The sequence below is a fragment of the Sulfitobacter sp. HI0129 genome (assembly GCF_001635395.1).
In the GTDB taxonomy this organism is placed as follows: domain Bacteria; phylum Pseudomonadota; class Alphaproteobacteria; order Rhodobacterales; family Rhodobacteraceae; genus Sulfitobacter.
The window spans coordinates 1-18688 of record NZ_LWGH01000487.1 but is presented as its reverse complement, the minus strand read 5'-3'; the positions used below and the strand labels follow the sequence as shown (position 1 = coordinate 18688).

The window sequence follows — 18688 nt, the reverse complement described above, 5'->3', positions numbered from 1 at the left end:
GATCACCATTTGCCCGCGCAGCGGTGTACCCGCGCCCGTGATCAGCTTGATCGCCTCTGCCGCCATCATGGCGCCGACGACCCCCGGCAACGGTCCCAGGACGCCTGCCTCCGCACAGGAGGGCGCAAGATGGGGGGCGGGAGCTTCGGGGAAGATGCATCGATAGCAGGGTGCGTCGCGGGCGGGGTCAAACACGGAAAGCTGCCCCTCCCACTGCGACAACGCGCCGGAGATCAGCGGAACCCGCGCTTTCACGCAGGCTGCGTTCACCAGATAGCGTGTCGCGAAATTATCCGTCCCGTCGAGAACCAGATCGTAATCCGCCAGCAGATCGGCGGCAATTTCTTCGGTGAACCGGCGATGGTAAGGCCGTACCGTAACGAAAGGGTTCTGCGCCGTCATTTCCGCTTGGGCGGAAAAGACCTTTGGCGTTCCGATCGCGGCATCCTTGTGGATGACCTGCCGTTGCAGGTTCGCGTTCTCGACCACGTCGTCGTCGATCACGCCGATTGTGCCGACACCGGCGGCCGCGAGGTATTGCAGCGCGGGCGCGCCCAGACCCCCGGCGCCCACCACAAGCACGCGCGCCTTTTTCAGTGCCTTTTGCCCCGGGCCACCCAGTTCGCGCAGCACGATATGCCGGGCATACCGGTTCAATTCGGTTTCCGAAAACTGGTCCGACGCTGGCGTCGTTCCCACCGGGGTAACGCTGCCCGTGGCGCGCTGGCGCAGCCCGCCCAGCAATCGGCGGTAGCCCCAAATCAACAGCACGGCCCCGCCCAGAAGGAGCCAGAGCGCGGCAGAGCCACCCGTGGCTTCGCGCAGCGGATGGCCATCGGGGAACAGCAGGTTCACCCCCAAAAGCGAAAGATAGAGAAGCGCGAGGAGGGAAAGCCTCAGGTTACGCGGCGCTCCGACCGCGGCGCCGCCGAACCAGATCGCCGCCCCCAGTATGGCCGCCAGCAGCATCAGCGTACCCCGGTGGAGCCGAACCCGCCCTGCCCGCGCGGCGTCCTGTCCAACGTCTCCACCACCGCAAAGCGGGCGCGGGTCACGGGCGCGATGACAAGCTGCGCGATGCGCATTCCATGGGTCACCTCGAAGCTTTCATCGCCCCCATTCATCAGGATGACGCCCAAGGGGCCGCGATAGTCACTGTCTATGGTGCCGGGCGCATTTGGCAGCATGATCCCATGGCGCAGCGCCAGGCCGGACCGAGCACGCAACTGGCCTTCATAGCCCGGCGGGATCGCCAGCCGCAGCCCGGTGGGGATCAGCGCCCGCGCCCCGGCTGCCAGTTCGACGGGTCGGCCCTGTGGCAGGTTGGCCCGCAGGTCCGCCCCGGCGGCGCCTTCGGTTTCATAGGAGGGCAAGCCCAGCGCCCGATCAGCGCCCTCTTCCCAGCTGAACGCCACGCAGATCGTTCCCCCGCCGCCTTCGGACCCGGACAGCATCAGGCCAGAGCCCCGGCGATACGTTCCGCCAACCTGCGCGCCACGGCGTCCTTGCCCATGCGCGGCCAGTCTTCGGAGCCCTCGGCGGTGATGAGCGTCACGGCGTTTTCCGTGCCACCCATGATGCCCGTTCCCGCGGAGACATCATTGGCGACGATCCAGTCGCAGCCCTTGCGCAGCCTTTTCGCGGTGGCATTGGCCTTCACGTCATCCGTTTCGGCGGCAAAGCCCACCACCAGCGATGGCCTGTCCGATGTCATGGCACTCACTCCTTTCAGAATGTCCGGATTTTCCCCGAATTCGATCTTCGGCAAACCGTCCTTCGATTTCTTCAGCTTGCGCTGCTGTGCTCCGACGACATGCCAATCAGCCACGGCGGCGGCAAAGACCGCCGCATCGGCAGGCAGCGCCCCTTCCACCGCGCGGGACATCTGTAGCGCTGTCTCTACGCGGATGACCTCCACCCCCGCGGGCGGAGGTACGGTCGCGGGGCCGGTGACGAAAACCACCTGCGCACCCAGATCGGAAAGAGCCTTGGCGATGGCCGCCCCTTGCGCGCCGGACGACCGGTTGGCGATGTAGCGTACCGGGTCGATCGGCTCATGCGTCGGGCCGGAGGTGACGATGATGCGCCGTCCTTTCAGGGGCCCCTCGCCAAGCCGTGCCTCGATCGCCGCGACGATGTCGAGCGGCTCGGCCATCCGGCCCGGGCCGTATTCGCCACAGGCCATGTCGCCTTCGGCCGGGCCGACGAAGGCAATACCGTCTTTCTTCAATGTTTCGGCATTGCGCCGGGTCGCGGCATGTTCCCACATGCGCACGTTCATCGCCGGTGCAATCAGTACGGGCGTATCCGTCGCCAGCAGAAGCGTGGAGGCAAGATCGTTCGCCTGCCCCTGTGCCATCTTGGCCATCAGATCAGCTGTTGCTGGGGCGACAACCAACAGGTCCGCACTGCGGCTCAACTGAATGTGCCCCATCTCTGCCTCATCCCCGAGGTCAAACAGATCGCGGAAAACCTTTTGCCCGGCCAGCGCAGATACCGACAGCGGCGTAACAAACTCGGCCCCGGCAGCGCTAAGCACGGGCGTTACGCGGGCACCGCGTTCCCGCAGACGGCGGATCAGGTCGAGCGATTTGAACGCAGCGATGCCGCCCCCGATGATCAGGAGGATATGTTTGCCTGTCAGCATGGCGCGCCCTTCGTGCGGTTCGTCCGGCAGACCATAAGGCGCAAGGCTCGGTATCGCCAGCCCTACCGAAGGGCAGAAAAACCAAAGGCATGCGCCTTTCGGTCCGCATGCCTTCGTACTCGTTAAGCCCGGAGTTCCTTCAACCGAGGAAGTGAAGAACCTCCGTAGACTGTTTTTCGAGCGACTTTCGCATCTTGCCGAATGCCGCCGCCTCCAGCTGGCGCACGCGTTCCTTGCTGAGGTTCAATTCCTCACCAAGGCTTTCCAGCGTGCGCGGCTGATCCCGCAACTTGCGTTCCCGTACGATGAACTGCTCACGCTCGTTGAGCGCCTGCATGGCTGCCAGCAACCATGCGCGCAGCTGCGCCGTATCGTGGCGCTCCTCAACCTGCTCCGCCGCCTGCGCGCCCTCGTCAATCAGCGCGTCGATCCACTGACGGCCCTCATCCTCGGATGATTGCGTCGCGTTCAGCGAATAATCGGAGCCTGAAAGGCGGCCTTCCATCATCTCGACATCATGCAGCGGCACACCGATTTCCGTGCTGATCAACTGGCGCAACTGGTGGCGGTCCAGCGTTTCACCGGCGGCGGCCGCTTCACGTTCCAGCCGCGCCTGAACGCGCCGCATGTTGAAGAAAAGCGATTTCTGCGAGGAGGTGGAGCCGGTACGCACCATGGACCAGTTGCGCATGACGTGATCCTGAATGCTCGCCTTGATCCACCACACGGCATAGGTCGAAAAGCGAACGCCGCGATCCGGGTCAAATTTGTCAGCGGCCTTCATCAGGCCCAGACCCGCTTCCTGGATAAGGTCGTTCATCGGCGCGCCATACCGCTTGAATTTCGATGCCATGGAAATGGCGAGCCGCATGTATGCCGTGATCAGCCGATGCAGCGCCGCCTCGTCCCGCTCATCACGCCATGCATAGGCGAGCTTCAGTTCGGTTTCCGCGTCCAGCAGCTCCGCTTTCATCGCAGTGCGGGTAAGCGAAAATTCCCGAGCCGTCTGTAATGTCATCTGATAATCCCCCTGAAACCGCCAGTGCATCTTGTTATGGTCTGTCGGGATAGATACGCAGAACCCGGCTATTTGGTTCAAATATTTGGCAGGTGGATGTTGCCCCACGGAACACTTGTACTAGGAGGCGCGGCTTCGGGTAAATCGGAGTATGCGGAAAACCTGTTTCATAACAGCGAGTTGAACCTGATTTACCTGGCGACTGGGCAGATCTTCGACGCAGAGGTAGCAGAGCGGGTAGAAACGCACCGCGCGCGCCGAGACGCCCGCTGGCTGACGATCGAAGCACCGTTCGACCCCGGCGCGCCGCTTGCCAACCTGTCGGAAGAGGACGGCGTGCTCATCGATTGCGCGACCATGTGGCTCAGCAACCTCATGATGGAAGACCGGGACGTTGCCGCCGCGCAGAATGACCTGCTCGGACATCTGGGTGCCTGCCGTGCCCGGTGGGTGGTCGTCAGCAACGAGGTCGGTCACGGTATCGTTCCCGAAAATGCACTCGCCCGCCGTTTCCGCGAGGCACAGGGCCGATTGAACATCGCGCTCGCCGCGCAGGCGAACAGGGTGGTGCAGGTCATCGCGGGCCTTCCGCGGGTGTTGAAGGACGAAACGGGGAAAGCATGATGCAGACATGGCACTGGGTGCGGCACGGGCCGACCCATGAACGCAATTTCGTCGGCTGGCGGGACGTGCCCGCAGACCTGTCCGACCTGCGAATGCTGGAACGCCTGTCGCGATTGCTGCCCCAGAAGGCGGTGCTGGTATCGTCCGACCTGCAAAGATCCAGTGCCACCGCGGATGCCATCGCCACCCCCGCCCGCATACGCCTGCCGGACAGGAAAGACCTGCGGGAACTGCATTTCGGCGAATGGGACGGATTGCACCACAGCGAAGTGTCCCGACGTGACCCGGAACTGTCCCGCGCCTATTGGGAAACGCCCGGCGATGTCGTAGCGCCGGGTGGCGAAAGCTGGAACGAGGCCGCCACCCGGGTGAACCGTGCCGTGGACGCGATTTGCGAGGAGCAAAGTGCCCGCCACGTCATCGCCGTAGCGCATTTCGGCGTGATCCTGACACAGGTGCAACGCGCGCTCGGCGTCCGACCGGAAGAGGTGTTCAAACATAAGATCGACAACCTCTCGGTCACCGCGTTGCATCACGACGGGCAGCGCTGGTCTGTCGGTGCGATCAATACGTTGCCCTGAGGGCCGGTTAATACATTCTCAACCATCCCGTCCCTAGGCTATCGCTGAAAAAACAGGGGGGCACGATGGTTTCTCGGGCCTATACAGTGGCTTTCCTTGGGGTAGAGGCACGTCTGGTCGAAGTGCAATGCGCGGTCACGGCGGGGCTGCCGGCGTTTTCCATCGTGGGGTTGCCGGACAAGGCCGTTTCCGAAGCGCGGGACCGGGTGCGGGCGGCGCTGTCGTCCATGGCGATTGCGCTTCCTTCGAAAAGGATCACCATCAACCTCAGTCCTGCGGACCTGCCGAAGGAGGGCAGCCATTTCGATCTGCCCATCGCGGTCGCCTTGCTGGCAGCACTCGAAGTCCTCCCCGCCGATGTGACTGAAAGCGTTGTCTCGCTGGGCGAGCTATCGCTCGACGGGACGCTGGTGCCCGTCGCCGGGGCCCTGCCAGCGGCGATGACAGCGGCAGAGAACGATTGCAAACTTCTGTGCCCCTCCGCCTCCGGAGCGGAGGCCGCGTGGGTCGGAGACACGCAGGTCATACCAGCGGCCACCCTGTCGGAAGTGGTGCGCCATTTCACCGGGCAGGCACCGCTGATCCCTGCCGAACCCGGTGAGGTAGCGCCGCATGCGGCCACCCGGGATCTACGGGATGTCAAAGGGCAGGAAAGGGCCAAGCGCGCGCTGGAAATCGCGGCGGCGGGGAGGCACCATCTGTTGCTCGTGGGCACGCCCGGTTCGGGCAAATCCATGCTGGCCGCCCGCCTTCCGTCGATCCTGCCCGCGCTGAGCCCGGCTGAGGCGCTCGAAACTTCCATGATCCATTCGCTTGCGGGGCTGATAGATGAGGGAGGCATTTCCCGCGCGCGGCCCTTTCGGGAGCCGCATCATACCGCCTCCATGGCGGCCATCATCGGCGGCGGGCGGCAGGCCAGACCGGGGGAGGTATCGCTCGCGCATAACGGCGTGCTTTTCCTCGACGAACTGCCTGAATTCGCACGCGCGGTGCTGGAAACACTCCGCCAGCCGCTCGAAACCGGGGAAGTGATGATCGCGCGGGCGAACGCCCACGTCCGCTACCCCTGCCGATTCATGTTCATCGCCGCCGCAAACCCCTGCCGTTGCGGATATATGACCGACGCGAGCCGGGCCTGCGCGCGGGTTCCACACTGCGGGGAGGATTATCTCGGCCGCATTTCAGGGCCGATGATGGACCGGTTCGATCTACGGGTCGATGTACCCCCTGTGGCTTTCCAGGATCTTGACCTGCCAGCCTCCGGCGAAAGCTCCTCGCAAGTCGCCGCCAAGGTCGCCGCCGCGCGTCGCAGGCAGGCGGAGCGCTACGCGGAGGTCCCCGGCGTGGCGGTAAATGCGGATGCCGAAGGTGAGATCCTTGAACAGGTCGCCACCCCCGAAAAGGCAGGCCGCGAGTTGCTGGTGAAGGCGGCGGACAGGTTCAACCTGTCGGCGCGCGGTTATCACAGGGTCCTTCGCGTGGCCCGAACGATCGCCGATCTCGATGGCAGTGAGACCGTTGCCCGGTCCCACCTTGCCGAAGCGCTCAGCTACCGGCTGCAAAGCGCGCTGATCGCCTGAGACCGGTAGCCCTATGGCGGCCCGAGAACGCCTGCTTCAGCCCAGTCGCGCCTCGATAGCTTCCCAGATCTTTTCGGCGATGTTCACCCCATCGAAACGCTCCAGTTCCTGAATACCGGTGGGCGAGGTCACGTTGATCTCTGTCAGGTAGTCTCCGATAACGTCGATACCCACGAAGACCTGACCCTTTTCCCGCAGGACGGGCCCGATGCGGTCGCAGATTTCACGGTCCCGGTCGGTCAGGCCGACCTTCTCCGGTCGTCCCCCCACATGCATGTTGGAGCGTGTTTCCCCCTCCGCCGGCACCCGGTTGATCGCGCCGACAGGTACGCCGTCCACCAGAATAACGCGTTTGTCCCCGTTGGATACCGCCGGCAGGAATTTTTGCACGATGAGTGGCTCGCGCGAAAACCCGGTGAACAGCTCATGCAGGGAGGTGAGGTTGCGGTCCGCCGCGTCGAGGCGAAAGACCCCTGCCCCGCCATTGCCGTAAAGCGGCTTGAGGATGACATCGCCATGCTTCGCCTTGAATGCCTTGATGGTGGCAAGGTCACGCGCGATCGTCGTGGGCGGCGTGAGGTCCGGGAAGTCCAGCACCATCAGCTTTTCAGGGAAATTGCGTACCCAGAACGGATCGTTCACCACCAGCGTGGTGTCCCGTAACCGGTCAAGCAGGTGGGTGGAGGTGATGTAATGCATGTCGAAGGGCGGATCCTGACGCAGCCAGACCACGTCGAACTCCGCCAGATCGACCTCACGCTTCGGGCCCAGCGTCACATGATCGCCTTCGACCCGCCGAACGGTCATGTCCTGACCCCGCGCCGTGATGCGCCCCTCTTGGTAGGCGAGGTGGTCGGGCGTATAAAAGAACAACTCGTGCCCCCGCGCCTGCGCCTCTTCCGCAAGGCGGAAGCTGCTGTCCGCAGCGATGTTCACGTCCCCGATCGGGTCCATCTGAAATGCAATTTTCATGCCTGCCCCTCTTTCATCGCCCCTTGATGAGGCAGAGGCGACAGGGACGCAATAGATCAGTCGTGCCCGAACGCGTTTTCGACGATGCGGAAATCACCCCGCGCATCTACCAGCGCAACATCGAAACGGGCGGGGGTCAATTGGCCCTTGGGCTCGCCGCCGAGGAACTCTTCGGCACTGGTATGGATACGCCGCATCTGCTGCGGGCGAATCCGTTCGGCAGCGGCGGCGAAGCTGCGGCTTTTCTTGACTTCGACAAAGACGACTTCTTCACCCTCGTGGAGGATAAGGTCGATTTCACCGCCCCCTCCGCGCCAGCGTCGATGAGACACGATGGCCCCCCGGTCAAGATAGGCACGCTCAATACGGTTTTCGGCGGCGATCCCCGCGTGATAGGCCATGCGGCCCCGGTCAGCCCTGTTCATCGGTACGCCCACAGTTGCCCCTTTGTTAGTCTGCGTCCTTCGTGAGGGCCAGCGCCTGCTGGTAGACTTTACGCCGTGGAAGCTGATGCGCCCTGGCGACAAGGTCCACCGCGTCCCGCATGGAGAGCTGTTCAAGCGCCTCCCTCAGGTCTTGGGATAAGTCAGAAACACTAACAGAGGATGAACGAGCACGGTCCACGAGCACGACGATCTCGCCCTTCGGGGCCTTTTCCGAAAAGCGGTCGGTCAGTTCACCCAATGTGCCCCGGGTGATCTCCTCGAACTTCTTGGTCAATTCCCGGCATGTGGCCGCCTGTCGCTGCGCGCCCAGCGCTCTCGCCGCATCTTTCAACATCGCGCCCAGCCGCTTGGGGGATTCGTAGAATACCAGCGTTCCGGGCACTTCCCTCAGTGCCTCGAGCGCCGACAGACGGGCCGCGGCAGCATTGGGCAGGAAACCGGCGAAATGAAAGGCATCTGTGGGCAATCCTCCTACGCATAGCGCCGTCAGCGCCGCCGATGGGCCCGGTACACAGGTTTGTGGAAGTCCCGCCTCCGCGACCTTGCGAGACAGCTCGAACCCCGGATCGGCGATGAGGGGCATGCCCGCTTCGGAGGCATATGCCACCGAGGCGCCCCCAGCGATCTGGCGCAGGAGGTTTTCCAACGCGCCTTCGCCGGTATGGTCATGCAGCGACTGTATGCGCCGCCCTTTCAGCGGGATCGCATGAATATCCATAAGTTTGCGCAGGCTGCGAGTATCTTCGGCCGCAAGAACATCCGCAGAAGCGAGCGTATCGAGCGCGCGAAGGGTAATGTCCCGCGCCGTGCCGATGGGCACGCCGACGAAGTACAATCCCGCTGGCAGCGGAGTGATCTGGTAATTCAACGCTGGACCCGCCTTTCGCACTCTCTATGATCACGGCACCGCCGGACGGCTGCAGCGTCGCCGCAAAACTGACCGCCATGGAGTGAAACGATTATGATGATGACCCTTTTCCAAGTTCTCCGCAAGAAGGCCCGGCTGGCGCTTCTGCCCCTTGCGGCGCTCGTCCTTGCCGCCTGCGAACCCATTCCGACGGGGGGGATAGCGTCCCCCGGGGGGCCGAGCGTCGATGTGAACGCGCCCGTGCCGGTGGCTCTTCTGGTGCCCCGTGGCGGATCGGCAAGCGACAACCTGCTGGCCGCCAATCTCGAAAATGCGGCGCGCATGGCGATCCGCGATCTCGATGGCGTCCAGATCGATCTGCGCGTCTACGGGACTGCCGGGAACGCGGCTACGGCATCGCAAGTGGCGGCGCAGGCCGTCAATGAAGGGGCAAAGATCATCCTCGGGCCGGTGTATGGCGAAGCGGCGAACGCCGCCGGCGTCGCTGTTGCACCGCAGGGCGTGAACGTGCTGTCCTTCTCCAACAACCCAACGATCGCTGGCGGAAACGTCTATATCCTCGGGCCGACCTTCGACAACACCGCCAATCGCCTCGTGGGCTATGCCAAGCGTACCGGCAAGGATCGCATCGCCATCCTGCATGGTCAGGATCTCGGCGGTCAGTTGGGTCGGTCCGCCATCGAGAAGGCAATCGCCAACAACCGGGCGACGCTTGCCGGCACGGTCGACTACGCCCTGAGCCAGGAATCCGTGGCGGCTGCCGTTCCGCGCATCAAGGCGACCATCGAAAGCTCCGGCGCCAACGCGCTTTTCCTTACGACGTCTTCGTCGAGTGCACTGCCGCTTTTTGCGGAGCTTCTGCCGGCTGCAGGGATCAATGTCGCCAGCACGCAGTATATCGGTCTGACCCGCTGGGACATTCCGGCCCAAACGCTGGCACTCCCCGGTCTTCAGGGTGGATGGTTTGCCCTGCCCGACCCCGGGGCGGCGCAAGCCTTCGCTTCGCGCTATACTGCCGCTTATGGGGAACAGCCCCATCCGCTGGCCGGGCTCGCCTTTGATGGCGTCGCCGCCGTGGGCGCGCTCGTCCGTACCGGTCGCCCGACCGCGCTGACAGGTGCTTCGCTGACGCAAGGCGCCGGGTTCCGTGGCTCTTCCGGTGTCTTCCGCTTGATGCCCGATGGCACCAACGAACGGGGCCTCGCTGTCGCGGCGATCCGCGACCGGCGTGTGGTGGTGATCGATCCTGCGCCGCGCAGCTTCGGCGGCGCCGGTTTCTGATCGCGCGCGCAGGATGACATCTACCCGCATCCTTGCGCAGGAAGAGAAAGGCGCGGCCGCCCGGCCGCGCCTCATTTGTGCGCCCGAACTCATTGTCGAGCCGGAAGCACTGCTTGCAAAGCTCGAAGCCACCTGCGACGGACTCGAACCCTCCGCCCTGCGTAACGAAGCCGTGCGCATCCTGCGGGAGGCGCAAAAGCATGGGCGCGAAGAAATCGCACGTGCCTTCCGCGCGGCCCCCTTCGATTCACGCGCCATGGCCCGCAGCTATACCTACCTGACCGACAATCTCGTTCAGCTGACGCTCCATGTTGCGGGCAGCATGCTTCATCACAAGCCGAACCCGACACGGGGCGAACGGCTTTCGGTGATCGGCGTCGGTGGCTATGGCCGGGGAGAGATGGCGCCCCATTCGGACGTCGATCTGCTGTTTCTCATCCCCTACAAGGTCACCGCCTTTTCCGAGAGCGTGATCGAAAGCATGCTCTACATCCTGTGGGATCTGAAACTGAAGGTCGGCCACGCGACCCGTACCATCACGGAGTGCCTGCGGCTGGGGGCAGAGGATTTCACGATCCAGACCGCCCTGCTGGAACATCGCTATATCTGCGGCGATGCCGAACTGGCAGAGCGTCTGGAGAAGGAACTGAAGACCGATCTCTTTTCGGGGTCGGGCCGCGAATTCATCGAGGCAAAGCTGGAGGAACGCGACCAACGGCACCTCAAACAGGGCGAACGCTATGTGGTGGAACCCAATGTGAAGGAAGGCAAAGGGGGGCTGCGCGACCTGCATTCCCTCTTCTGGATCGCGAAGTACATTCATCACGTGGATCACAGCTCTGAGCTGGTGGCCAAGGGCGTGTTCCGGGCGGACGAGTATCAGACCTTTTCCGAGGCGGAAGCGTTCCTCTGGGCGGTGCGGGGCCATCTGCATCTGCTGACCGGTCGCGCCTCGGAGCAGCTTACCTTTGACATGCAGGTGCAGGTGGCCGAAGCGATGGGCTACGAAGACATGGGGGGGCGCCGGGGTGTCGAGGTCTTCATGCAGGCGTATTTCCGGCAGGCGACCGCCGTCGGGGACCTGACCCGCATCTTCATCACCGCCCTCGAAGCGATGCACGTCAAGGCGGAACCGCTGCTCGAACGTATCTTCCGCCGCAAACCGAAGATACGCGAAGGATACGACGTGGTGCACAACCGCATCGCCATCCGCGATCCGCAGGCTTTCCTTTCGGACAAGCTGAACCTGCTGCGCATCTTCGAAGAGGCGCTGAGGACCGGGATGCTGATCCATCCCGATGCCATGCGGTTGGTGCAGTCGAACCTGCGACTGATCGATGAGGACATGCGCAACACGCCCGAAGCGCAGCGCATCTTTCTGGACCTGTTGCTGAAGCACGGCAATCCCGAACGCGCCCTGCGGCGCATGAACGAACTGGGCGTGCTGGGCGCATTTATCCCCGAATTCGAGACGATTGTGGCGATGATGCAGTTCAATATGTACCACAGCTATACGGTGGACGAGCATATCATCCAGTGCATCGCCAACCTCGCCCGGATCGAAAAGGCCGAACTGGAAGAGGAACTGCCGGTCGCTTCCTCCATCCTCAAGAGGGGCGTGAACCGCAAGGTGTTGTTCGTGGCCCTGCTCCTGCATGACATCGGCAAGGGACGTTCGGAGGATCATTCTATTCTGGGGGCCAAGATGGCCCGCAAGATCGCGCCGCGACTGGGGCTGAAGCAGGATGAGGTTGATACCGTCGAATGGCTGGTGCGCTATCACCTGCTGATGTCGGACATGGCGCAGAAACGCGATATCGCCGATCCGCGGACCGTGCGGGATTTCGCCAAGGCGGTACAGACGGTCAAGCGCCTAGATTTGCTGTGCGTGCTGACAGTCTGCGATATTCGCGGGGTCGGTCCCAACACGTGGAACAACTGGAAGGCTGTCCTGATCCGGGGGCTTTACCGCCAGACGAAGCGGGCATTGGAAACCGGTCTCGAGGACCTCAACCGCGAAAACCGCGGCGCCGGCGCGAAGAAGGCGCTGCGCGAGGCGCTGTCCGACTGGCCGCGCAAGGACGTGCAGGCGGAAATTGCCCGCCATTACCCGCCCTACTGGCAAGGCCTGCATCTCACCTCTCATGTGACCTTCGCGAAAATGTTGCGGGACATCGACGGGGACGACATCCGCATCGACCTGCATCCGGATGAGGACCGCGATGCCACCCGCGCCAGTTTCGTGCTGGCGGATCACCCGGGCATCTTTGCCCGGCTGGCGGGGGCGCTGGCACTGGTGGGGGCGAACGTGGTCGATGCCCGCAGCTACACCACCAGCGACGGCTATGTCACCGATGCCTTCTGGGTACAGGACGCGGACGGAAACGCATTTGAACACGCGCGCCTGCCGCGGCTGCGCCAGATGATCGAACGCACCCTGCGCGGCGAAGTCGTCGCCCGGGAGGCACTGAAATCGAAGGACAAGGTCAAGAAACGGGAACGCGCCTTCCGGGTGCCCACTCATATCACTTTCGATAACGAAGGGTCAGAGATTTACACGATCATCGAAGTCGACACGCGTGACCGGCCCGGATTGCTCTATGATCTGGCGCGTACGCTGGCGGCATCCAACGTCTATATCGCCAATGCGGTCATCGCGACCTATGGCGAGCAGGTGGTGGATACCTTCTACGTCAAGGACATGTTCGGCCTGAAATACTATACCGAAAGCAAACAGAAGGTGCTGGAAAAGCGCCTGCGCGACGCCATTGCCGAGGGAGTCGAACGGGCGGAGCACTGACTCCGCCCAGCCCGTCACATCACGTCAATGCGTGACCTGGACGTAGCTTTGGGGAATGACGATCTGCCAATGCACACCGTCGTCGTTCAGTTCGTATCCCGCCTGCGCTTTCAGCATGGTCGGCGCCATCGAAGTCAGCACAGTCTTGCCGAAACCGCCTTTTTCGCGGTTCGCCGGGTCGGTCCTGCTGTTTTCCTTCCAACTCAGTTCCAGCCCGGCCGCACTGTGGGACCAATTGATGTCGATCACACCGGCTTCCTGCAGCAACACACCGTATTTCGCCGAATTGGTTGCCAGTTCGTGGATGGCCATCCCGACGACCTGCACCGCATCCGGGTCCAGTACTACGTCCAGCCCCTGATGTCGCACCAGCGCGGTTTCCCGGGGAACGAAGGGGGCAAGCTGCGATTCCAGCAGGCGCGCCAGCGGCACCGGGGACCATTCCCCCGACACCAGCAGATTGGTGGAGGTGCCAAGCGACATGATGCGCGCGCCGAAGACCTTGTTGAATTCTTCAAGCGAGGTCGCCGAACGGGCGGTCTGCCGATGAATGGCGCTCACCACGGAAAGCATGTTCTTCGCGCGATGGATGACTTCATGTGCGATCGTGTCCCGGGCCTTTTCGGCCTGCCGGACCTCTGTGATGTCACGATGTATGTTCGAGATTGAAACGATATCACCGTCGGCCCCACGGATCGGGGCGCAACTGATCCAAACCAGACGCTCTTCGCCATTCTTGTCAACGCGGGTGGCTTCGAAGTTGGTCAACTTGCCGGCGATGATCTCGTCCCGATATTGCTCAATGGTCTTGGGCCAGTCGGCGGGGTAAAGCATCTCCAGCGACTGGCCGATCGCCTCCTCGGCGGTATAGCCGTAGAGGCGTTCCGCGGACCGGTTCCAGGTGATGATCTTGCCATCGAGGTCGTAGGTCAGCACGGCATCGTTCGTCGTCGCCACGAGCGCGGACAGGAATTCTGACTGGGCGTGAGCATCCGTCACATCGCTTTGGGATATGCGCCGTACAGTGACGTTACGGTGCGAGACGACCAGAAACCTGTCATCCGAATTGATCAACCGAAAGGCGTTCATCTCGAACCAGCGTTTCACGTCCGGGCTGTCGCAGGGATATTCACACTGGAAGGGCTCCCCGGTTTTGAGAACGGAGCGCAAACCTTCATGCACCATGCTCGCCTCGGTGCTAGAAGGACCGTTTGCGGAACTGCAGATGTCAAAGTAGTTCAACCCATGGTAATAGTCCGCATCCCCGGCATTCGTATCCGAAAAGGCGTTCCATGCCATGTTGGTGGCGACGATATGGCCCTTATCGTCAAGAACGACAACCTCGTCGGTCATCGCATTGATGAAGGAAAGAGCGGATACCCCTTCAAAAGTCTTCTGCATCTACTGGTCCCTTGCTACCAGAGCCGTCAACTTCGCAATTTTCCAGATTTTCTGCAACAATTTCGCGGTTTCTCGCATCAGGCGTGGTAAGTCTTGGCCGTTCTGTCAGATCGTTCTTCGGGCCTAAAGGTCTGCTGCTAATCTGCTTTAACTTTCCTGCGATTGCCCGCACGCTCCGCGATGTCCCTGATATATTTCGGCCTTTTCCCTCGATTGTGCCCGGCACTATGCTCCATTGCGCCGCCCTTGCCCTGCAGGTAATGAAGCCGGAACACCAGTTCGGAATGAGTGATCATGCAGCCCATTCGCCTCATGTCGGGGTTCTTCACCGTCGGAATCTGGACGCTGCTCAGCAGATTGCTCGGTTTCGTGAGAGAAATACTGATCCTGTCCCTCATCGGTCCGGGGCCAGTGATGGACGCTTTTGTCGCGGCGTTCCGGCTGCCGAACATGTTCCGCCGCTTCTTTGCCGAAGGCGCGTTCAACGCGGCCTTCGTTCCGATGTTTGCCAAACGGCTGGAAGGCGGCGAAGAGGCTGCGGTCTTCGCGCGCGATGCGTTCAACGGGCTCGCGCTCGCGGTGACGGCGCTGACCGCGCTTGGCATGATCTTCATGCCCGGCCTTGTCTGGCTGACGGCCGAAGGTTTTACCGAAGACGCGCGTTTCGGCATGACCGTGGACTACGGGCGCATTGTGTTTCCCTACATCCTGTTCATGTCCCTTTCGGCCCTCTTTTCGGGGATCCTGAACGCCACGGGGCGCTTTGCGGCGGCGGCGGCGGCGCCGGTGCTGCTCAATATTTTCGTCATTGCCGCCATGACGATTGCGGCGCTGACGGGGGGCAGAGTGATCGAATGGCTGATCTGGTCGATCCCGATTGCCGGCATCGCGCAGCTTACGCTTACGTGGCGGGCGGCAGCGGCGGCAGGCTTCGCACTGCGTCCGTCGCGCCCGCGCTGGACGCCCGACATGAAGGCGATGATCGTCGTCGCCCTGCCCGCGGCGCTGGCCTCCGGCGTGATGCAGGTGAACCTTGTGGTGGGTCAGGTGGTCGCCAGCCAATACGACAAGGCCGTGTCATGGCTTTTTGCGGCGGACCGGCTTTACCAGTTGCCGCTGGGAGTGGTGGGCATCGCCGTCGGCGTCGTGCTGCTCCCCGATCTTTCGCGCCGGTTGCGCGCAGGCGATACACCGGGGGCGCAAAGCGCGCTCAGCCGGGCCGCAGAGGTTTCGCTGGCCCTGACGATCCCCTCGGCGGTGGCGCTGATGGTGGTCCCTTTTGCGCTGGTCAGCGTCCTTTACGAACGGGGCGCATCCTCGGTTGACGACACGGCTGCCATCGCGACGGCGGTCATGATCTATGCGCTTGGCCTGCCGTCCTTCGTTCTTCAGAAGATACTGCAGCCGATCTATTTTGCGCGCGAAGATACCCGGCGTCCGTTCTATTTCGCGGTGGCGGCCATGGTCATCAACGCGGCGCTGGCAATCGGTCTTGCCCCCTTCGTCGGCTGGATCGCACCCGCGATCGCCACGACAGCGGCGGGCTGGGCGATGTTCGCCATGCTTGCCATCGGGGCGCGCAGCTTCGGCGCCGAGGTGGCACGGTTCGATGCGCGGTTCCATCAGCGCATCTGGCGGATCATGTTGGCGTCCGTGGCGATGGGCGGGGCGCTCTGGCTCGGCAATGCCGCCCTGCAGCCTTTTCTGGGGCTGGATTGGTGGCGCGGGCTGGCGCTGCTGGCGCTCATCCTGATCGGCGCGGTCAGCTACTTCGGCGTGGGCCAGCTGATCGGGGCCTTCCGGTTGTCGGATTTTCGCCGCAGCCTGCGCAGAGGTTAGGCGGGGTTCTGACTAGCGCCGCTGTACCAGCGCCCGCAGCTTGTCCCATTCACCGGGGGCCAGCACGAAGCTGAGGCCGAAGCCGGTGAAGAAGCCGAAAAGCTCCGCCAGCCAGAGCGTGCCGGTTTCGAAAAGCATACCCCAGATCAGTTGCAGCCCCATCAGGACAGCGATGAGCGAAAACGCGCGGTACTGGCCCGGTCCGGACCCTTCCAACCGGCGCCAGAGAACAAAGGAATAGCCCCCGATCAACCCGTAGACCCCCGGATAGGCCCCGGACAGCCATGTGGGATCGTCGAGCACGACAGCATAAGCCGCGGCCCCCAGAATGGCGGAGCCGAAGAACATCACGGTAAAAGCCCACTGGCCCATCGCTTCGCTCACCAGTTTGCCCAGCGCCAGAAGCAGGACGATGCCGAAAAGAGCATGGCTGAAGCCGAGATGGATGAACGGATAGGTGACCAGCCGCAGCAGTTGATCGGGCGGATAGCGCCCATTGGCCACCATCCAGTCGAAGATATCCCCCGAAAACCCGTAGTCACGGATCAGCCCCAGCCGCCAGCCCACCGCGCCCGGGCCACCCAGCAGACCCGCCTCCCCCAGTGAAAGCACGGCCTCTATCCCCGCGACCGACAGGAAAACGGCCACTACTGCGGGCGGCAACGGGTTTACCGGCGCTTCGAACTCGGGGTCTGACATGGGCGCTCCTTGACGGGGTTCGCGGCCATGAGTAAGCCGGGCGAGCAGCCAGATCCAGCCCAGAGGTGCGCCCATGTCGCAAACACAGTTCACCCCGCGCGTCTTTTCCGGCATCCAGCCATCGGGCGGCCTGACGCTGGGGAACTATCTGGGCGCGATCAAGCGGTTCGTGGACATGCAGGACGCGGGCGGGTTCGAAACGATCTATTGCATGGTCGACCTTCATGCGATCACCGTCTGGCAGGAGCCGGAGGCGCTGCGGCGCAACACCCGCGAACTGGCGGCGGGGTTCATCGCCTCGGGCATCGACCCGGCGAAATCGATCCTCATCAACCAGAGCCAGGTGCCGGAACACGCGCAACTTGGCTGGATTTTCAACTGCGTGGCCCGCATGGGCTGGATGAGCCGGATGACCCAGTTCAAGGACAAGGCGGGCAAGAACGCGGAAAAGGCGTCGCTTGGCCTCTTTGGCTATCCTGCGCTTATGGCGGCTGACATCCTTGTCTATCACGCGACCCATGTGCCGGTGGGCGAGGATCAGAAACAACATCTGGAACTGACCCGCGACATCGCGGCGAAGTTCAATCACGACTACGGGGTCGATTTCTTCCCCCTGACAGAGCCCGTGATCGAAGGCGCGGCCACCCGGGTCATGTCCCTGCGGGATGGATCGAAGAAGATGTCGAAATCCGATCCGTCGGACGCCAGCCGCATCAACATGACCGACGATGCCGACGCCATCGCCAAGAAGATCCGCAAGGCCAAGACCGACCCGGATGCGCTGCCCTCGGAAGCCGCCGGTCTGGAGGATCGCCCGGAGGCCCGGAACCTCGTCAATATCTTCGCCGCCCTTTCCGATCTTTCGGTCGACGACGTTCTGGCCGAAATGGGCGGCCAGCAGTTCGGCAGCTTCAAGCCGATGCTGGCGGAACTGGCGGTCGAAAAGCTCTCTCCCATCTCGGCGGAAATGGCGCGGCTGATGGACGACCCGGCAGAGATCGACCGCATCCTTGCCCGGGGTGCCGCACAAGCGCGGGAGATCACGGCACCGATCCTCAAGAAGACCTACGAGATCGTCGGCATGGTCGGATCCGACTGACCGCGGAAGGGTCTGTCTCTCCTCGCGCAGAGGATCTGTGCGCGACGGTCTATGGCAAGACAGGCTCTCAAAGCCTATAGTCATGGCAGATAGCGCAGAGGAACACGCCATGTCAGTACAGCACCCCTCCGTCGGTCATGTTCACCTCAAGGTCGCGGATCTCGACCGGGCGATCGCCTTCTACCGCGACATACTGGGCTTTGAGCTGAACCAGAAATTCGGGGAAAAGGCGGCTTTTCTCGGTGCGGGTGGTTACCACCACCATATCGGCCTGAATGTCTGGGAAAGCGCAGGCGGCACGCCGCCCCCGCCGGGGCATACCGGATTGTACCACGCGGCCTTTCTCTACCCCGACCGCGCCGCGCTTGCATCGGTATTCCGAAAGGTGGTCGAGGCGGGGATCACGCTTGACGGTGCTGCCGATCATGGTGTGAGCGAAGCGATCTATCTGCGCGATCCCGACGGCAACGGTGTGGAACTCTACCGCGACCGCCCGGCAGAGGAATGGCCGCGCGATAATCAGGGCAATCTCAACATGAACAACGCCCCGCTCGATCTGGAAGCCCTGCTCGCCGAAGCGCGCTGAGGGGGCGCCAGCGCTGTTTCCGCCCATGGACATCCGCGCGGGGCTGCGCCAGTTTCGGCGCAGTTACCGCAAAGGGAGCCTGCCATGACCACCGCCTTCTATTGGGATGAACGCTGCTTCTGGCACGCCGGGGGAAACTACAGTTTCACCCTTCCCATCGGGGGCCTTGTCCAGCCGCTGGCGGCGGGCGGGCTGCCCGAGAACCCGGAGACGAAGCGGCGGCTGAAAAACCTGATGGACGTGACGG

Annotated in this window: 17 protein-coding genes and 1 pseudogene; 9 read left to right on the top strand and 9 right to left on the bottom strand. The window is 63.0% G+C overall.

Annotated features, from left to right (window positions below; all coding sequences use genetic code 11):
* The 4 genes from A3764_RS13385 to A3764_RS13370 form a co-directional block, all read right to left on the bottom strand.
* On the bottom strand, nucleotides 1–969 hold a 969-nt coding region (locus A3764_RS13385), incomplete at its 3' end, for a HesA/MoeB/ThiF family protein (RefSeq protein ID WP_067951661.1).
* Nucleotides 969–1454, bottom strand: a complete 486-nt coding sequence (dut, locus tag A3764_RS13380; protein ID WP_067922099.1) for a dUTP diphosphatase — start codon at nucleotides 1452–1454, stop codon at nucleotides 969–971. The genes A3764_RS13385 and dut, both read right to left, overlap by 1 nt.
* On the bottom strand, nucleotides 1454–2647 hold the full coding sequence (gene coaBC / locus A3764_RS13375) for a bifunctional phosphopantothenoylcysteine decarboxylase/phosphopantothenate--cysteine ligase CoaBC (RefSeq protein WP_067922096.1): 1194 nt from the start codon (nucleotides 2645–2647) through the stop codon (nucleotides 1454–1456). Before coaBC ends, dut begins: the two co-directional genes overlap by 1 nt.
* 139 nt (nucleotides 2648–2786) lie before the next feature.
* Nucleotides 2787–3665 carry an RNA polymerase factor sigma-32 gene (locus A3764_RS13370; protein ID WP_067922189.1) on the bottom strand — a complete coding sequence of 293 codons (879 nt, stop codon included), beginning with the start codon at nucleotides 3663–3665 and terminating at the stop codon, nucleotides 2787–2789.
* A 36-nt stretch (nucleotides 3666–3701) separates the two neighbouring features.
* Here A3764_RS13370 and cobU point away from each other — a divergent pair, with 36 nt between their 5' ends.
* From cobU to A3764_RS13355, 3 genes are all read left to right on the top strand, one after another.
* On the top strand, nucleotides 3702–4289 hold the full coding sequence (gene cobU, locus A3764_RS13365) for a bifunctional adenosylcobinamide kinase/adenosylcobinamide-phosphate guanylyltransferase (RefSeq protein WP_330220269.1): 588 nt from the start codon (nucleotides 3702–3704) through the stop codon (nucleotides 4287–4289).
* Nucleotides 4289–4870, top strand: coding sequence for a histidine phosphatase family protein (locus A3764_RS13360; protein WP_067922186.1), 582 nt, complete (start codon nucleotides 4289–4291; stop codon nucleotides 4868–4870). The genes cobU and A3764_RS13360 overlap by 1 nt, the downstream gene beginning before the upstream one ends.
* A gap of 65 nt (nucleotides 4871–4935) precedes the next feature.
* Nucleotides 4936–6450, top strand: coding sequence for a YifB family Mg chelatase-like AAA ATPase (locus A3764_RS13355; protein WP_067951660.1), 1515 nt, complete (start codon nucleotides 4936–4938; stop codon nucleotides 6448–6450).
* A 36-nt stretch (nucleotides 6451–6486) separates the two neighbouring features.
* Here A3764_RS13355 and gshB read toward each other — a convergent pair whose 3' ends face one another.
* Genes gshB through rsmI form a run of 3 tightly spaced genes read right to left on the bottom strand, consistent with a single transcriptional unit; the run spans nucleotide 6487 to nucleotide 8736 of the window.
* The gene (gene gshB, locus A3764_RS13350; protein WP_067925235.1) at nucleotides 6487–7422 is read right to left on the bottom strand and encodes a glutathione synthase; all 936 of its coding nucleotides are present in this window, start codon (nucleotides 7420–7422) and stop codon (nucleotides 6487–6489) included.
* Nucleotides 7423–7478: 56 nt separating this feature from the next.
* Complete coding sequence (locus tag A3764_RS13345) at nucleotides 7479–7847, bottom strand: YraN family protein (RefSeq protein WP_067925232.1); 369 nt, start codon at nucleotides 7845–7847, stop codon at nucleotides 7479–7481.
* A 25-nt stretch (nucleotides 7848–7872) separates the two neighbouring features.
* The gene (gene rsmI, locus A3764_RS13340; protein WP_067925229.1) at nucleotides 7873–8736 is read right to left on the bottom strand and encodes a 16S rRNA (cytidine(1402)-2'-O)-methyltransferase; all 864 of its coding nucleotides are present in this window, start codon (nucleotides 8734–8736) and stop codon (nucleotides 7873–7875) included.
* A 96-nt stretch (nucleotides 8737–8832) separates the two neighbouring features.
* On the opposite strand from rsmI, the gene A3764_RS13335 reads away from it, so the two are divergent.
* Together A3764_RS13335 and A3764_RS13330 are read left to right on the top strand one after the other, a co-directional pair.
* Nucleotides 8833–10017, top strand: a complete 1185-nt coding sequence (locus A3764_RS13335; RefSeq protein WP_067925239.1) for a penicillin-binding protein activator — start codon at nucleotides 8833–8835, stop codon at nucleotides 10015–10017.
* 13 nt (nucleotides 10018–10030) lie between these two features.
* Nucleotides 10031–12817, top strand: coding sequence for a [protein-PII] uridylyltransferase (locus A3764_RS13330; protein ID WP_067951659.1), 2787 nt, complete (start codon nucleotides 10031–10033; stop codon nucleotides 12815–12817).
* A gap of 24 nt (nucleotides 12818–12841) precedes the next feature.
* Here the strand turns inward: A3764_RS13330 and A3764_RS13325 are convergent, their stop codons facing one another.
* On the bottom strand, nucleotides 12842–14218 hold the full coding sequence (locus A3764_RS13325; protein ID WP_067922244.1) for a PAS domain S-box protein: 1377 nt from the start codon (nucleotides 14216–14218) through the stop codon (nucleotides 12842–12844).
* A gap of 294 nt (nucleotides 14219–14512) precedes the next feature.
* On the opposite strand from A3764_RS13325, the gene murJ reads away from it, so the two are divergent.
* A complete protein-coding gene (gene murJ / locus A3764_RS13320; protein WP_067922241.1) occupies nucleotides 14513–16057 on the top strand; it encodes a murein biosynthesis integral membrane protein MurJ in 1545 nt (514 codons plus the stop codon).
* 12 nt (nucleotides 16058–16069) lie between these two features.
* On the opposite strand, the gene A3764_RS13315 is transcribed toward murJ, so the two are convergent.
* Complete coding sequence (locus A3764_RS13315; protein WP_067922247.1) at nucleotides 16070–16756, bottom strand: rhomboid family intramembrane serine protease; 687 nt, start codon at nucleotides 16754–16756, stop codon at nucleotides 16070–16072.
* A 73-nt stretch (nucleotides 16757–16829) separates the two neighbouring features.
* Between A3764_RS13315 and trpS the strand changes: the two genes are divergently transcribed.
* The 3 genes and pseudogenes from trpS to A3764_RS24705 all read left to right on the top strand — a co-directional run.
* The gene (gene trpS / locus A3764_RS13310; protein ID WP_067922238.1) at nucleotides 16830–17855 is read left to right on the top strand and encodes a tryptophan--tRNA ligase; all 1026 of its coding nucleotides are present in this window, start codon (nucleotides 16830–16832) and stop codon (nucleotides 17853–17855) included.
* Nucleotides 17856–17964: 109 nt separating this feature from the next.
* Nucleotides 17965–18441, top strand: a complete 477-nt coding sequence (locus A3764_RS13305; RefSeq protein WP_067922235.1) for a VOC family protein — start codon at nucleotides 17965–17967, stop codon at nucleotides 18439–18441.
* Between the two features lie 84 nt (nucleotides 18442–18525).
* Nucleotides 18526–18688, top strand: a pseudogene (locus tag A3764_RS24705) (class II histone deacetylase); the annotation flags it as partial.

What these genes read in the sequence shown, in the direction of transcription:
- A3764_RS13305 (WP_067922235.1), top strand. Translation starts at nt 17,965, where the DNA reads ATGTCAGTACAGCACCCCTCCGTCGGTCATGTTCACCTCAAGGTCGCG.
- A3764_RS13360 (WP_067922186.1), top strand. Translation starts at nt 4,289, where the DNA reads ATGCAGACATGGCACTGGGTGCGGCACGGGCCGACCCATGAACGCAAT.
- A3764_RS13325 (WP_067922244.1), bottom strand. Translation starts at nt 14,218, where the DNA reads ATGCAGAAGACTTTTGAAGGGGTATCCGCTCTTTCCTTCATCAATGCG.
- A3764_RS13370 (WP_067922189.1), bottom strand. Translation starts at nt 3,665, where the DNA reads ATGACATTACAGACGGCTCGGGAATTTTCGCTTACCCGCACTGCGATG.
- A3764_RS13335 (WP_067925239.1), top strand. Translation starts at nt 8,833, where the DNA reads ATGATGACCCTTTTCCAAGTTCTCCGCAAGAAGGCCCGGCTGGCGCTT.
- A3764_RS13330 (WP_067951659.1), top strand. Translation starts at nt 10,031, where the DNA reads ATGACATCTACCCGCATCCTTGCGCAGGAAGAGAAAGGCGCGGCCGCC.
- murJ (WP_067922241.1), top strand. Translation starts at nt 14,513, where the DNA reads ATGCAGCCCATTCGCCTCATGTCGGGGTTCTTCACCGTCGGAATCTGG.
- coaBC (WP_067922096.1), bottom strand. Translation starts at nt 2,647, where the DNA reads ATGCTGACAGGCAAACATATCCTCCTGATCATCGGGGGCGGCATCGCT.
- dut (WP_067922099.1), bottom strand. Translation starts at nt 1,454, where the DNA reads ATGCTGTCCGGGTCCGAAGGCGGCGGGGGAACGATCTGCGTGGCGTTC.
- gshB (WP_067925235.1), bottom strand. Translation starts at nt 7,422, where the DNA reads ATGAAAATTGCATTTCAGATGGACCCGATCGGGGACGTGAACATCGCT.
- A3764_RS13345 (WP_067925232.1), bottom strand. Translation starts at nt 7,847, where the DNA reads ATGAACAGGGCTGACCGGGGCCGCATGGCCTATCACGCGGGGATCGCC.
- A3764_RS13355 (WP_067951660.1), top strand. Translation starts at nt 4,936, where the DNA reads ATGGTTTCTCGGGCCTATACAGTGGCTTTCCTTGGGGTAGAGGCACGT.
- cobU (WP_330220269.1), top strand. Translation starts at nt 3,702, where the DNA reads ATGGTCTGTCGGGATAGATACGCAGAACCCGGCTATTTGGTTCAAATA.
- A3764_RS13315 (WP_067922247.1), bottom strand. Translation starts at nt 16,756, where the DNA reads ATGTCAGACCCCGAGTTCGAAGCGCCGGTAAACCCGTTGCCGCCCGCA.
- trpS (WP_067922238.1), top strand. Translation starts at nt 16,830, where the DNA reads ATGTCGCAAACACAGTTCACCCCGCGCGTCTTTTCCGGCATCCAGCCA.